Source organism: Pontibacillus yanchengensis Y32, assembly GCF_000770635.1.
Classification (GTDB): Bacteria; Bacillota; Bacilli; order Bacillales; family BH030062; genus Pontibacillus; species Pontibacillus yanchengensis.
On record NZ_AVBF01000085.1, the window covers coordinates 1 to 14,210 of the forward strand.

Genomic DNA, 14,210 nt, shown 5'->3' on the forward strand with positions numbered 1-14,210 from the left:
CAACATAATGGTGCTTATATGGAACTTCATTAGCCCTGGACATCAAGCTCCCTTTTTCGTTTTTGGGACTTTGTAACTCCTTTGTAACTATCCTTCTGTATGCTTAGTCCAACAAGTTAGATTCAAATTGTACTTAATCTAAAGGGGGAAGGTTTACTTATGCCTTGGAAACGTATTTGGAGTAGTTTGCTGATGATGTTGCTACTTATCGTATTTGCTGTAGGGTGTTCGTCTGATGATACTGCTTCGTCTGAAGATGAAGGATCTGGTGAGGATACTGGGTCTGAGCAGGAAGAAACTTCTGGCGAAGATGCTGGTAGTAGTAGTGAGCCGGTTAAGATTGGTGTTCTTGCTTCATTATCAGGGGCACTGGAAACATACGGTGTTCAGACAAAGCGTGGTTTTGAGCTAGGGCTTGAATATGCAACAGATGGCACGATGGAAGTGGCTGGTCGCAAAATTGAAGTAGTGTTTGAGGATACAGAAACAGATCCAAAAGTAGCTAGACAAAAAGCTATTGGGCTATTGGAAGATGAAGGGGTAGATGTACTGGTTGGTTCATCTAGTTCTGGTGACACCAAAGCCGTTCTTCCTATTGCGAAGCAGCATGAAAAAGTAATGGTCGTAGAGCCGGCTGTAGCCGATAGTATTACAGGTGCAGATTGGAATAAGTACATTTTCCGTACAGCTCGTAACTCCTCTCAGGATGCGGTAGCGGGAGCGGCAGCTATTGCAGATGAAGGTGTAGAAATCGCCACATTAGCTCCTGATTCAGCTTTTGGTCGTGATGGTGTTGGAGCTTTTGTAAATGCTGCTAAAGATTTAGGTGCTGATATTGTTCACCAAGAATTCGCAGATGCAACAGCAACTGACTTTACAGCTAACATTCAAAAGATTATTGAAGCGGATCCGGATTACCTATTTGTTATTTGGGCTGGAGCGAATACTCCTTGGAATCAAATCTCAGATCTGAAGCTTCAAGAAAAAGGCATTCAAGTATCTACTGGTGCGCCAGATATTGCTGCTCTTAAAACGATGAAGCCGCTTGTTGGTATGGAAGGGTTTACGGTTTACTATCATGAGCTTCCAGAGAATGAGGTGAATGATTGGCTCGTGAAGCGACATGAAGAAGAATATGGCGAAGTACCAGACTTATTCACACCAGGTGGAATGAGCGCAGCCATTTCCATTGTAGAAGCATTGAAGAAAACCGAGGGAGATGCAACTGCTGACTCGTTAATTCCTACAATGGAAGGCATGAGCTTTGATACACCTAAAGGAACAATGACGTTCCGTGAAGAGGACCACCAAGCACTGCAAACGCTTTATAAGATTACATTAGAAGAAAAAGAAGGATATGATTACCCAGTTCCGGTATTAGAAAGAAAATTATCACCAGAGGAAACAGCTCCTCCGATTCAAAACGGACAATAGATTGAGGATGAACTTCGGCTAATTGGCCGAAGTTCATTGGTTTCATCAATGGAAAGGAGAGACAAAGATGGAGTCGATTATTTCAACTAAAGACTTAACGATTGCCTTTGGAGGGCATGTGGCTGTGGATGGCATAACGATTGATATTCCAGAAAAGCAATTCACATCCGTGATTGGGCCGAATGGTGCAGGGAAAACAACATTCTTTAACTTATTAAGTGGTCAATTATCACCAACAAAGGGAGCTATAACGTTCAATGGTGAGGATATTACAAAGCTTTCTCCGACAAAACGAACAAGGAAAGGGATAGGGAGGTCGTTTCAGATCACTAATGTTTTTCCTAATTTAACCGTTCTTGAAAATGTTCGTCTTGCTGTGCAATCCAAGAACAAAGTTCGTTTTCAAATGCTACGTCATTTTACTGCTTATAAACAATTTGAGGACCGGGCGCTGGAATTGTTAGAGCAAGTTCTATTAGCAGATAAAGCCCACTCCCTAGCTAATAACTTAGCTCACGGCGAAAAGCGAAAATTAGAGATTGCCATGCTGCTAGCTTTAGAAACACAGGTACTGTTATTAGATGAGCCAACTGCTGGCATGTCGCTAGAGGAAGTACCAGCAATCTTAGATGTCATTCGCCGGATTAAAGAGCAAGGAGATACGACGATTGTTCTCATTGAACATAAAATGGATATGATTTTAGACCTTTCCGATCAAGTTCTTGTCCTTTTCCACGGTCAATTGCTTGCACATGGTTCACCTGAAGAAATTATGAACAACGAAACGGTTCAATCCGCGTACTTAGGAGGATTGTATGATGAAAGCTCTGCTTGAGTTACATGATGTTCAAACCTATATCGATCAATATCATATATTACATGACATATCATTTGAAGTTCCTAAGGGAGAGGTAACGGTTTTATTAGGCAGGAACGGAGCTGGCAAAACGACAACATTACGAACCATTATGGGACTAAACCCAGCTGCCAAAGGGAGCGTGCAGTATAACTCTGAAGATATTACGAAACTATCTCCCTACAAAATTGCCAAAAAAGGAATTGGCTATGTCCCAGAGGATCAAGGTATCTTTGAAGGTTTAACGGTTGGAGAAAATATGCGTGTAGCCATGAAAAAAGAAAACGAATCTACTCATGAACGAATGGAATGGGTGCTTGATCTATTTCCAGATTTGAAAACCTTTTGGAAGAAGCCTGGTGGACAGCTTAGCGGGGGACAGAAGCAAATGCTCGCCATTGCAAGAGCGTATATGAACGAGAATGAGTTGCTACTGATTGATGAGCCAAGTAAAGGATTGGCACCGATTGTGGTCGAGAAGGTTATGGAGTCCATCCAACAGATGAAAGAGCGCACAACGATTGTGCTAGTGGAACAAAATTTTCTAATGGCCAGTCGAATCGGGGATCAATTTTATATATTAGATGATGGTCAAACGGTTCATCAAGGAGCAATGGAAGAGCTGCAAGAGAATGAAACGTTACGGAAAAAATATCTTGGCATTGCGTGATGAAGGAGGGGAGATAGAGTGGACTTATTTTTCAATTTGGCTATCAATGGCTTAGCTACGGGGATGCTCATCTTTTTATTAGCCGCTGGGCTTACTATTATTTTTGGTCTGATGGATGTGTTGAATTTTGCCCATGGAGGGTTATTTGCATGGGGGGCCTATAGCGGTGTATGGATCTATGATATTTCAGGAAGTTTCTTGGTGGCTATACTTGGAGCTATTGTGACGGGGCTGTTATTAGGGGCACTTACAGAATGGTTGATTATTAAACCGGTGTATGGAAACCATGTCCAGCAAATATTGATTACATTGGGCTTTATGCTCGTTTTATCAGAAATGCTCAAGGTTGTTTTTGGTCCCAATCAAAAATCCGCTGCACCACCTGCTTACCTTGATGGTAGTTGGCAGCTCGGCGATGTAATTTTAATAAAGTATCGTATCTTTATTATTTTGGTAGGAGCATTGGTGTATGGCATTACTTATTTTATTTTAAAGCGAACACGCATCGGTCTTATTGTACGTGCTGGCGTTATGAATAAAGAAATGGTGCAATCGCTTGGCATCAATATTCGACTTGTCTTCATGCTCGTCTTTATGGTTGGGTCTGCGATGGCGGCGCTTGGAGGGGTTTTATTAGCTCCTTATTCCGGTGTGATTTATGCGGAAATGGGCATGGAATTCGCCATACTTGCTTTTATTGTTGTCGTTATCGGCGGAATGGGAAGTTTTACAGGTTCTTTATTGGCAGCTATTTTAGTAGGAATGGCTCAAGCCTTTATGGCGTATTACGTTTCTGAGCTCTCCTTAGCTGTAAATATGCTTTTAATGTTCGCTGTTCTCATTTTCCGACCGCAAGGATTGTTTGGCGGAAAGGGTGAGGCCGCATGAGGAAGTTAGGGATGGGAAGAAGTACAGGAATATACGTAATCATTGCGTTGCTTTTGGCTGTATTGCCTTTCGTGTATGATGACAGGATTATTCTTTCTCTCGTCATGCAGGTGTTCATCTTCGGGATTTTTGCGATGAGTTATGACTTATTACTTGGATTTACAGGGATTGTTTCTTTTGGTCATGCTATGTTTTTTGGTATAGGTGCCTATAGTGTTGCCATTGTCTTGAATCAAAATGAAGCGACACTCTTTTATCTGTTACTCGGAACACTGCTTGCAGTTGCGGTAGCGGGTATCGTTAGTTTTATAGCTGGGGTTCTCACGCTTCGTTTGCAAAGTCATTTCTATGCGATGTTGACGTTAGCGCTTGCTGGATTGTTTATGGTCGCTGCTGAAAAAATGCGCTCCTTAACGGGCGGAAATGAAGGCTTTGTATTAATGGTGCCTGATATGTTTATCGATACAAGCGGTCCAACCTTGTACTTAACATGCTTAATCGTACTTGTGGTGTTCTTTTTCCTTGTACGAAGATTTACTCAATCCCCAGTTGGAAAAGTTCTGATGGCGATTCGAGAGAACGAACAGCGTGTCGAATCGATTGGATTCAGCATTATGTATTACAAGGTTATCGCCAGTATGATCTCAGGGATTGTCGCAAGTATTGCAGGAGTTTTATATGTATTGTCCTTACAGTTTGTTGATACGAGTGTGTTTGCAACAGATGTCACATTAGATGCGTTGTTGATGACGATTATTGGAGGCGTAGGGACGTTAGTAGGACCTATTATTGGGGCAGGCATCATTGAATTTGCACACCATTGGCTATCAGACTTAGCGGATGTTCACTGGATTTTTAAGCGTTGGATTATATTATTTGGGATTGTGTACATTTTAGCCGTTATCTTTTTCCCTAGAGGCATTGTAGGGACGTTACAAGAGATTTGGATCAAGCGAAAATATAAAAAACAGCAAGGGAAAGAAGCGACAAAAGATAAGAATGAAGCAGCTAGCTAAGGAGGGATAGAGATGAATCAACCTGTTGCCTCATTTGTAGTTCGATGTCATACGGTTACCAACCCTGGTAAGGATATGTGTTATCGCATTAAAGTAACGCACGTACAAAGGGAAGATGAAGTTACCTTTGAGAGTTTCGATGAGGCATTCGATTATATGAAAAGCTCTGTACACAATGAGGATGAGATGTTTCGTGAAGGAGGGTAAGGGATGGATACTATAGGCATCGTAAGTACAGGAATATACATCCCAGGTTCTGTAATAACTTCTCAGGAAATTGCGGTTCAAGCAGGATTACCTCAAGAGGTTGTGGAAAAGAAATTGGGAATCAAACAAAAACCTATCCCTGGTAAAGAAGATCATACAGGGGAAATGGGTGTGAGAGCTGCTCATAAAGCAATAGAAAAGGCAAACTTGGATCCATCTACAATTGATGTCGTAATGTATATTGGAGAAGAGCATAAGGAATACCCGCTTTGGACTGCAGGCATTAAGCTTCAAGAAGAAGTAGGAGCGACAAATGCCTGGGCTTTCGATGTAGCCATGCGTTGTGGGACAACGATTATGGCCCTTAAAGTAGCGAAAAGTATGATGCTTGCGGATGACGATATAAACACTGTTTTATTAGCAGGAGGGTATCGAAACGGTGATTTCATAAACTATCAAAATCCACGAACCAGATTCATGTATAACCTTGGGGCAGGTGGAGGAGCGATTGTTCTTAAACGAGGGCATACGCAGAATAGATTGCTAGAATCCTCTTTAATAAGTGATGGTTCTTTTTCAGAGGATGTAGTGGTTGTCGCAGGAGGCACAAAGCATCCATTAACAATACACAATATGGATCAATACGAACTTGATGTACTCGACCCTGAAGGTATGAAACAACGCTTAGAACAAAAATCCATGCAAAACTTCCTCCATGTCATTCGCCAGGCATTATCGAAAAGTGGATACAACGAACAGGATATTGACTACGTAGCCATGCTACACATGAAACGCTCAGCACATGAATATGTATTACAGGAACTTGGCTTAACCATTGACCAATCTATTTATCTAGAAAACTATGGTCATATCGGACAAATCGATCAGATTCTTTCCCTTGAGCTAGCTGAAGAAGAGGGACGTATCAAAGATGGCGACATCATCGTATTGGTAAGCGCAGGAATTGGCTATGCCTGGGGAGCCACCGTAATTGAATGGGGGTATTCAAAAGCGCAAGCGCCCGGTTAGCGACGTATATGCTGCGGCCCACACGACGTGGGTTGGTTCGATGTTGCTGCACGATGCAGCAATCTTAATCGAACTTCCTCTAAGTATTTTGAGATAAAGGCAACACGAAGAACGAAGTGATTCGATGTTAACTTATCGTACGGAGGCGAGGGAAGCATACTAGTCGCTGCGCGCTGGAGCTGGACGAGGCAAAAGCGCCCATAAAGAGTTGTGTGTACCGAATCCAAATTCTAGAAAGGATGAACATGTATGACGATGAGTGTAATGAAAAAAGTCTCGCTGCCAAACGGTGAAACAATCGCATATCGGGAGCGTGAAGGTGGAGAGGAACCGATTTTACTCGTACATGGAAACATGACATCTTCTAAGCACTGGGATCTTGTGTTGGAAAATATGAGTAGCCGATATAAAATTTATGCAATTGATTTGCGTGGGTTTGGAGCTTCTACGTATATAACACCTATCTCTACTATTAAAGATTTTTCTGATGATGTAAAAGGATTTGTGGACGCAATCGGATTACAGCAATTCGCCATGGTAGGCTGGTCACTAGGAGGGGCTGTTTGTCAGCAGTTTTGTGTAGATTATCCGGAATATTGTAATCGCTTACTACTAGTGGCTTCAGGTTCTACGAGAGGATATCCATTTTATGCTACAGGGGAAGATGGCTTACCTGATACCTCTAATCGCTTACAGACATTAGAAGAAGTGAAAGAGGATAAAGGCAAAACCATTCCTGTACAAACAGCCTATGACGCTGGTGATCGAGATTTTCTGAAGGCGATGTGGAATATGGCGATTTATCGGAACAGACAACCAGAGCCGAGGCGGTATGAAGAATATGTTGACGACATGATGACCCAGCGTAATCTAGCAGAGGTCTATCAAGCCTTAAATCTATTTAATATTAGTCCCTATCATAATGGTTTGACACAAGGGAGCGACCAGACCAAGGAGATAAGCATCCCTGTATTGGTTTTGTGGGGAGACCAAGACTTAGTTATTACCAAAAATATGACAGATGAAATTGTGGAAGACCTCGGTGATAACGTCACATTTAAGATATTGCATGGAAACGGACACTCTCCGCTTGTTGACGATATTGAGGGACTTATAAATAGCATGGAACAATTTCTAGAAGAAAAGGAGCATGAAACAGATGAGACTACAAGATAAAGTGGCTATTATTACCGGAGCGGCAAATGGTATTGGATTGGAAGCAGCGCGCTCTTTCGTGAAGGAAGGAGCGCATGTAGTGCTGGCTGATTTTGATCAGGAACAGGGAAAGGCAAGGGCTCAGGAAATGGAGAGTCCGCATGGGGAAGTCATGTTTATTCAGGTGAATGTCGCAGAGCGTGAAAGTGTAGATGCCATGGTTCAAAACGTGAAGGAGCGCTTTGGTCGCATAGATATTTTAATAAACAATGCAGGTATTACAAGAGACGCGATGCTTTCGAAAATGACGACAGAGCAATTCCAACAAGTAATAGATGTGAACTTAACAGGTGTCTTCCATTGTACCCAATCCGTACTCGAAACGATGGTGGAACAAGGTAAAGGAAAAATCATCAATACGTCATCTGTATCAGGTACATACGGAAATGTTGGGCAATCCAACTATGCCGCAGCGAAGGCGGGGCTGATTGGTTTAACGAAAACATGGGCTAAGGAACTGGGACGTAAGGGTATTAATGTCAATGCGGTTGCACCAGGCTTCACAGAAACTGCAATGGTGGAAGGTGTTCCAGACAAAGTAATCCAACAATTAGTCGGGCAGGTTCCGATGCAGCGATTAGGAAAGCCTAGTGATATTGCCAATGCCTATTTATTTTTGGCTTCAGATGAGTCAGATTATGTACACGGTCATGTACTTCATGTAGATGGTGGGATTATGATGTAGTATCCCTTGAATAGTATTTGATTCATTACTCTAATGAAAGAAGAACGATTGGGAGTGAGTGGGTGATTATATCTAAGAGTGCATAGAAATATATGAAAATAATATTATGTTTATTTCTTCTAGTTTATAATTTCTAACGAAAGGTAATGGAATAAAGTCTGATTACATCGTTAGGAGTTATTTTATGAATAATATACTTGTATTTGTAGCTTTTATTTTAGCAGCAATCGCAACCTATTTCGTAGCAAGCCGGCTTGCGATGTTTGGTGATGGTGTAAGTGAAAAAACCAAAACAAGCTCTGCTTTTATGGGAATTGTGATTGGGGCAGCAATATCCCTTCCAGAACTAACAGCAAGTGTAACCGCCATCTCTATTGATAGCCCAGATTTGGCGATTGGAAATTTGCTCGGAAGTAATTTATTTAATTTATTAGCATTGGCAGTATTAGATATCATTTATCGCAACCATCAAATCATGGGGCGTACGGACAATGGAAGCAAACTATATATATATCTAGTCGTCTTTATGACGTTAGTTGTTATTGCAGGACTATCTTTAAGCTTACCTGCACCGCTATTTAACATTAGCTTTAATTCTATTGTGTTAGTTCTCATCTATTTCTTAGGTGTTAAGTGGGTGAACAGTCGAACGGAACAAAAGGTACAGCGAAGAAAACGTAAAAATGAAAAATATGATGATTATTCCTACAAACAAGTATTATATCGCTTTATAATTTGTGCGGTCTTAATTATGATCATTGGTTCTGTGTTAACAGTTTCAGCCGATCAAATTGCGAAGATTACTGGCCTTGGCTCCTCGTTCGTAGGGTCTTTTCTTGTCGGAGCAAGCACATCGCTTCCAGATGCCGTTAGTGTCATTACCGCCTTGAGAATGAGAAATTATAGCATGGGCGTTAGCTCCTTATTAGGAAGCAATGCATTTAATATTATGCTCTTATCGTTTACGGATGCTATTTATCTGAAGAACAATTTATTTGATTATGCAAGCCCATCAAACATCGTAACAAGTATTTCCTCTATTGTAGTGGTGTTAATCATTTTATATACCATTACACGTAAGCAAAAGAGAAGCACGATGATGTATGTTATCCCACCAACAGTGATTGTGATTATTTATTTTGTGGCTACATTTACAGTTTACCAGATGAAGTAAATAGATTAGTGAAAGCATGAGTTTATGAACTCATGCTTTTTCTTTTGAGGGGGAGTATTACATTATTCATTCGTATCGGCGGGAGTTATGCTCTTTTTAATCGTGCTTATACTCGCTTGGTGACGGTTATGCTCTCTGATGTGCCTTCCGAATTAGGGTGTAACTTTGTTGTAACTGTGTTGAGATATGATGAGTGTACGATAAATGTACAGGGAGAGATGGGTGTGAAGTGTGAAGTGGATTGGATTGAGGGTCGTGCCCGGTTGTATCCGAATGCTGTAGGGGTTGTAGATGCGGATACGGGTGAGTCGTGGACGTTTGAACAATTAAATAATCGAGCTATTCGACTAGCATCCTATTTTCAAGATAAAGGAATAAGGAAAGGGGATCGTTTGGGGCTGCTAGCTCCTAATCATATTAGTTATATGGATTTTCTGTTTGCATGCATGAAGCTTGGGGCGATTTTTGTTCCGTTGAATTGGAGACTATCCCAAGAGGAGCTTTCCTTCGTTATTCAAGACTCTAATCCTTCTTATATAGGTCTCCATTCCTCTTTTGGTGGTAATCATGAATGGTATGAAAATTTTGCTCCCTTAATCCATATTAAGGATAATGAATACCTAAACACCATGGGTTCAGGAGATGTAGGTCCTTTTCAAGTGATGTATGAAATAGAAGAAACAGATTCACTTGCAATGATTTACACAGGTGGTACAACAGGAAAGCCAAAAGGAGCAGTTCTGACACACCAATCCATTATGTGGAATGCTCTTAATACAATCGTGAGCTGGAATCTCGGGCGTGATGATTGTACACTTACCTGTTTACCTATGTTCCATACAGGTGGTTTAAATGCATTAAGTGTTCCTGTGTTAATGGCAGGAGGGAAGGTAGCTCTATCTTCATCTTTTGATGCTGAGCAAGCTGTGTTAGATATAGACAGATATCAGTGTACGATTGTTTTGCTCGTCCCAACGATGTATCACATGCTTGTGCGGACAAGAGCATTTGAACAGACTACGTTTCCTTCTATGAAGGTGTTTTTATCTGGAGGTGCGCCTTGTCCCTTTGGGGTTTACGATGCTTTTGCGAAAAAGGGCGTCCAGTTTAAGGAAGGTTATGGTCTAACAGAAGCTGGTCCAAACAATTTTTATATAGATCCTGCAGTAGCTCATCAGAAAAAAGGGTCTGTCGGAAAAGCTATGGTTTTCAATGATATTAAAATTCTCACCTCAGATGGTAAGGATGCCAAGGTGGATGAAGTAGGAGAATTGTTGCTAAAAGGAAAGCACACCTTTAGCTATTATTGGAATAGACCAGACGCTACGAAGAATACGTGGAATAATGGTTGGCTTCATACCGGGGATTTGGCTCGCCAAGACGATGAAGGATATGTGTATATTGTTGGACGCAAAAAAGAGATGATCATTACAGGTGGAGAGAATGTGTATCCATTAGAAATAGAGCATTGGCTTGAGTCTCATGAAAGCGTGAATGAAGTAGCGGTAATTGGGGTTCCTGATGAAAAATGGGGAGAGATTGTCACAGCATTTGTGTCCGTAGATGAGAAGGCCAGCATTACCGAAGACGAACTAAGGTCATATTGTAAATATAAACTAGCTGGATATAAAATACCGAAAACCATTGTTATTGTTCCTGATCTACCCAAAACGGATGTAGGTAAGATTGATAAAAAAGGATTGTTACAACAATATTCTGTTTCGTGAAAAGCATATCTCATGGGAGGTATGCTTTTTAAATTTTTTAAAAAAAGAGTCATGGCAGTTTTTGTTCATATGTTTATCCAATCACCCTAAAGGGGTATCATTCTCCCAAAGTTAGAAAGTAATGAGGTGATAACATGGATGCATTAGAAATCATTTCTTGGGTGGCGTTAGCAATTGGAATTCTATCATCCTTAGTCATATTAGTTGATGTCATACGTCATCCTCAGATGATGCAGATTATGAATGTTGTGTGGCCGATTAACGGCTGGTTCTTTGGTCCGTTTGCTGTATGGGCTTATTATAAATGGGGGCGTTTGAAAGCTAAAGATAATAATAGAGAAGATCGTCGAGGGAAGCCTGCAAAAGTCTTTTTATCTACGAGCCATTGTTCTGCTGGTTGTACGCTCGGGGATGCTGTAGGTGTTCCGATTGTATTTTTTACAGGTATGATGATTGCAGGTTCAACGTTGTTAGCTCATTATATTGTTGAATTTACTGCAGCATATTTATTTGGCATTCTATTTCAGCTGTTTGCAATTTATCCTATGCATCCTGATAAAGGGATGAGAAGTGCACTTAAAGAAGCAATTAAGGCGGATACACTCTCGTTAATTGCATTTGAAGTCGGGATGTTCGGTTGGATGGCTGTTGTACATTTTGGGTTATTTTCAGAACCTCCTAAACCAAACGAAGCAACCTATTGGTTTATGATGCAGATTGCGATGATACTAGGCTTCCTTACAAGCTATCCAGCCAATTGGTGGTTAGTGAATAAAGGTATTAAAGAGGCAATGTAACCTCTTATCATGCTGAAAAATGTGGGGCGCTCATAAAATGAAATTCTCGCTCTTAAATTTCAATTCCCGCTCATAAATCGAGGATGTTGCTCATAAAATTCGAATCCCGCTCATAAAACGAAAATGTCGCTCATAACAACATCACTCCACCTATCCAGCAACAGTGCAAGAATGACGTTAAGTGAAGGTCCCATTATCTGTATAAGGTTTCAATCACCAAGAGAAAGGCAATTATACAATTGGACCTTTTTTGTACGGATGAGGAGTGAGAGATGTGCCAAGATATAGCAAAGGTGCTTTTATATATAACGGGAATGCTGGGGCTGGGAAACTAGAACAGAAGCTATCCCAAACGATACCTACATTAGCTCAAAATGTTGAAAATTTAACGGTACTCCAAACTCAAAGTAGAGATGATATGATCGAAAAGTGTAAAGAGTATGGGAAAAAGGTAGAGGTACTGTTTGTTTTGGGCGGTGATGGTACTGTACATGATACCGTGAATGCATTGGCTGAGCTAGATTCCAGACCTGTAGTAGGGGTGCTTCCTGGGGGGACTTGTAACGATTACGCCAGGATGCTTGGCCTTCCGCAGGATCTATACCAGGCTACGCAGGCGCTCGTGAACGGGGAAGAGCGCTATGTAGATATTGGTAAAACAAAAGATCATTATTTCACGAATTTCTGGGGGATTGGATTAGTCGCAGAAACCTCCACGAATGTTGATCCTGCTCAAAAAAATAGATTCGGAGTATTGAGCTACTTTATTAGTGCTATGAAGAGCATGAATGAAGCTACTCCATTCAACTATAAAATTACCGTAGACGGGGAAACGGCATTTCATGATCAAGCAGTAGTGGTGCTTGTACTAAATGGTAGATACATTGGGACTCGTATGGTGCCGATACCAGACTTATCCCTTGATGATGGAAAGTTTGATATATTAATTGTTAAAAGTTCCACGCTTACTTCATTCAGAGAATTACTTACAATGAACTCTCCAGATAATGAAAAGTATCAAGAACTTTACCATATTCAAGGGGAGCGTGTTGAAATCGAAACAGAGGAGCAGATGGAAATTGATTCAGATGGCGAAATCAATAGCACTACGCCTGACTCGATTGAGCTTGTTCCGAACCATTTGAGAATGCTATTCCATCAAAATGCAGAGTGATTTTAATCTAACAAGCGTCGCGTATTCATCACGATTGACAGTCTAAGGAGAAACGAGTATATGAAGAAGCAAATGTGTTTAGGGATGATGTTGTTTGTATTGTTGCTAGCAGCATGTGAAAGTAAACCTTCTAGTGGAGAAGCTACTAAATCGGATAATATTAAAATAAAAGTTATGACTGTGCCAGAAGACATCAAACCAGGAGAAGTTAGTACCCTCCAAGCCAAAGTAACAATGGATGGAGAGAAGGTAAATGATACCGAAAAAGTAGAGTTTACATTATGGCAAGAAGGTTCTAACGAGCATCAACAGCGTGAAAGTAAAATGCAGGGAAAGGGGATATACTCCTTTCAGCATACGTTTGAGGAGAAAGGGATATACAACCTTTCAGTAAGAGTTACTGCGAATGGTACTCACAAAAAGGTGCAAGAGAAGCTTGAAGTGGGAGAGGTAAACGCTGAGGAGAAGGAAGAATCATAGTTCATAAAAGTATAAGCAATCAATTTAGAGAAAAGGGACTGAGAAATTCAGTCCCTTTATTTTGTGCATACAGCAATACCAAGTGGATAATGAACATCTTCACGAGGTGGTTCTATTAATACGCCTTTTTGATAGAAGAATTCTGTAGACCGATAATCTGTGAATAATTCCTGAAATTCCTCAGGAGTTAATTGATGAACGTGGAATGGAGACCCACATTCTTTTCCTCTACCTTTTCCAAAAGGGGTTGATACAAGCAATGTTCCCCCTGGTTTTAGTAAACGGTAGTAATTTTGTAAGAGGAGTTCTTCTTCCTTGATGTGTTCATACGTTTCATAGCTTATAATAGTATCAAATGTTCCGAGTTTTTCTGGAAGATCTGGATCGACAGCATTCATGACTTTAAAGGAGGACTTTGGATGGTGATAGGCTCCTTTTGCGTAGTGAATAATCTCTTCATCAATATCGATTCCAATGACTTCTTCGGTTTCATGTTTACGTTCCTTCGCCATCATATGAGTTCCGTATCCAGCACCGCAGGAAAGGTCTAATACACGACCTTGCACGTATGGTAATGCAAATTGATAGCGAGCCATGTGCTCTAATAACAATTTATTAGAAGACTTCATATATTCGGGAATGACGCGTTCACCTGTATCTTCCATCGTAGAATCCACCGCTTTCTAAGTTAAATAAGTATAACGTTTATTATGACACATAACGTTCCACTTCAAAAGAAGGCGGACCGTGAAACAGGAGGAGTTGTATGGAGGAACGCAGTATTCATAAGCCTTATGCTTGCATTTTTTAAGGCTATGTTAAAGTTTGTTGTTGATATAATCATGAAATAGTTTTATG

15 protein-coding genes are annotated in these 14,210 nt (G+C 40.8%); 14 read left to right on the top strand and 1 reads right to left on the bottom strand.

Annotation, left to right across the window (positions count from 1 at the left end; all coding sequences use genetic code 11):
- Window positions 1–159 precede the first annotated feature (159 nt).
- The 14 genes from N782_RS18690 (at window position 160) to N782_RS18755 (ending at window position 13,352) form a co-directional block, all read left to right on the top strand.
- On the top strand, window positions 160–1,434 hold the full coding sequence (locus N782_RS18690) for a substrate-binding domain-containing protein (protein WP_036823923.1): 1,275 nt from the start codon (window positions 160–162) through the stop codon (window positions 1,432–1,434).
- A 67-nt stretch (window positions 1,435–1,501) separates the two neighbouring features.
- The gene (locus N782_RS18695; protein WP_036823926.1) at window positions 1,502–2,269 is read left to right on the top strand and encodes an ABC transporter ATP-binding protein; all 768 of its coding nucleotides are present in this window, start codon (window positions 1,502–1,504) and stop codon (window positions 2,267–2,269) included.
- On the top strand, window positions 2,253–2,960 hold the full coding sequence (locus N782_RS18700) for an ABC transporter ATP-binding protein (protein WP_036823928.1): 708 nt from the start codon (window positions 2,253–2,255) through the stop codon (window positions 2,958–2,960). The genes N782_RS18695 and N782_RS18700 overlap by 17 nt, the downstream gene beginning before the upstream one ends.
- 18 nt (window positions 2,961–2,978) lie before the next feature.
- Entirely contained in the window at window positions 2,979–3,848 is an 870-nt protein-coding gene (locus N782_RS18705; RefSeq protein WP_036823930.1) for a branched-chain amino acid ABC transporter permease, read from the top strand.
- Between the two features lie 11 nt (window positions 3,849–3,859).
- The gene (locus tag N782_RS18710) at window positions 3,860–4,864 is read left to right on the top strand and encodes a branched-chain amino acid ABC transporter permease (protein ID WP_237582694.1); all 1,005 of its coding nucleotides are present in this window, start codon (window positions 3,860–3,862) and stop codon (window positions 4,862–4,864) included.
- 12 nt (window positions 4,865–4,876) lie between these two features.
- Window positions 4,877–5,071, top strand: a complete 195-nt coding sequence (locus N782_RS18715; RefSeq protein ID WP_036823935.1) for a hypothetical protein — start codon at window positions 4,877–4,879, stop codon at window positions 5,069–5,071.
- 3 nt (window positions 5,072–5,074) lie between these two features.
- On the top strand, window positions 5,075–6,100 hold the full coding sequence (locus N782_RS18720) for a 3-oxoacyl-ACP synthase (RefSeq protein ID WP_036823937.1): 1,026 nt from the start codon (window positions 5,075–5,077) through the stop codon (window positions 6,098–6,100).
- A gap of 249 nt (window positions 6,101–6,349) precedes the next feature.
- Window positions 6,350–7,276 (top strand): intracellular short-chain-length polyhydroxyalkanoate depolymerase, encoded by a 927-nt coding sequence (phaZ, locus tag N782_RS18725; RefSeq protein WP_036823940.1) that lies wholly within the window; start codon window positions 6,350–6,352, stop codon window positions 7,274–7,276.
- A complete protein-coding gene (fabG, locus tag N782_RS18730) occupies window positions 7,260–8,000 on the top strand; it encodes a 3-oxoacyl-ACP reductase FabG (protein WP_036823942.1) in 741 nt (246 codons plus the stop codon). The genes phaZ and fabG overlap by 17 nt, the downstream gene beginning before the upstream one ends.
- A 184-nt stretch (window positions 8,001–8,184) precedes the next feature.
- Entirely contained in the window at window positions 8,185–9,174 is a 990-nt protein-coding gene (locus tag N782_RS18735) for a sodium:calcium antiporter (protein WP_036823944.1), read from the top strand.
- A 32-nt stretch (window positions 9,175–9,206) separates the two neighbouring features.
- Window positions 9,207–10,901: a class I adenylate-forming enzyme family protein gene (locus N782_RS18740; protein WP_338048273.1), complete on the top strand. Its 1,695-nt coding sequence runs from the start codon at window positions 9,207–9,209 to the stop codon at window positions 10,899–10,901.
- Window positions 10,902–11,035: 134 nt separating this feature from the next.
- Window positions 11,036–11,698, top strand: coding sequence for a DUF4396 domain-containing protein (locus N782_RS18745; protein WP_036823947.1), 663 nt, complete (start codon window positions 11,036–11,038; stop codon window positions 11,696–11,698).
- Between the two features lie 274 nt (window positions 11,699–11,972).
- A complete protein-coding gene (locus tag N782_RS18750; RefSeq protein ID WP_036823949.1) occupies window positions 11,973–12,872 on the top strand; it encodes a diacylglycerol/lipid kinase family protein in 900 nt (299 codons plus the stop codon).
- 60 nt (window positions 12,873–12,932) lie between these two features.
- Entirely contained in the window at window positions 12,933–13,352 is a 420-nt protein-coding gene (locus N782_RS18755) for a FixH family protein (protein ID WP_036823952.1), read from the top strand.
- A 56-nt stretch (window positions 13,353–13,408) separates the two neighbouring features.
- Here N782_RS18755 and N782_RS18760 read toward each other — a convergent pair whose 3' ends face one another.
- On the bottom strand, window positions 13,409–14,017 hold the full coding sequence (locus tag N782_RS18760) for a class I SAM-dependent methyltransferase (protein ID WP_036823955.1): 609 nt from the start codon (window positions 14,015–14,017) through the stop codon (window positions 13,409–13,411).
- Window positions 14,018–14,210 lie beyond the last annotated feature (193 nt).

What these genes read in the sequence shown, in the direction of transcription:
- N782_RS18690 (WP_036823923.1), top strand. Translation starts at nt 160, where the DNA reads ATGCCTTGGAAACGTATTTGGAGTAGTTTGCTGATGATGTTGCTACTT.
- N782_RS18700 (WP_036823928.1), top strand. Translation starts at nt 2,253, where the DNA reads ATGAAAGCTCTGCTTGAGTTACATGATGTTCAAACCTATATCGATCAA.
- phaZ (WP_036823940.1), top strand. Translation starts at nt 6,350, where the DNA reads ATGACGATGAGTGTAATGAAAAAAGTCTCGCTGCCAAACGGTGAAACA.
- fabG (WP_036823942.1), top strand. Translation starts at nt 7,260, where the DNA reads ATGAGACTACAAGATAAAGTGGCTATTATTACCGGAGCGGCAAATGGT.
- N782_RS18760 (WP_036823955.1), bottom strand. Translation starts at nt 14,017, where the DNA reads ATGGAAGATACAGGTGAACGCGTCATTCCCGAATATATGAAGTCTTCT.
- N782_RS18745 (WP_036823947.1), top strand. Translation starts at nt 11,036, where the DNA reads ATGGATGCATTAGAAATCATTTCTTGGGTGGCGTTAGCAATTGGAATT.
- N782_RS18720 (WP_036823937.1), top strand. Translation starts at nt 5,075, where the DNA reads ATGGATACTATAGGCATCGTAAGTACAGGAATATACATCCCAGGTTCT.
- N782_RS18740 (WP_338048273.1), top strand. Translation starts at nt 9,207, where the DNA reads ATGCTTTTTCTTTTGAGGGGGAGTATTACATTATTCATTCGTATCGGC.
- N782_RS18710 (WP_237582694.1), top strand. Translation starts at nt 3,860, where the DNA reads ATGGGAAGAAGTACAGGAATATACGTAATCATTGCGTTGCTTTTGGCT.
- N782_RS18755 (WP_036823952.1), top strand. Translation starts at nt 12,933, where the DNA reads ATGAAGAAGCAAATGTGTTTAGGGATGATGTTGTTTGTATTGTTGCTA.
- N782_RS18715 (WP_036823935.1), top strand. Translation starts at nt 4,877, where the DNA reads ATGAATCAACCTGTTGCCTCATTTGTAGTTCGATGTCATACGGTTACC.
- N782_RS18735 (WP_036823944.1), top strand. Translation starts at nt 8,185, where the DNA reads ATGAATAATATACTTGTATTTGTAGCTTTTATTTTAGCAGCAATCGCA.
- N782_RS18695 (WP_036823926.1), top strand. Translation starts at nt 1,502, where the DNA reads ATGGAGTCGATTATTTCAACTAAAGACTTAACGATTGCCTTTGGAGGG.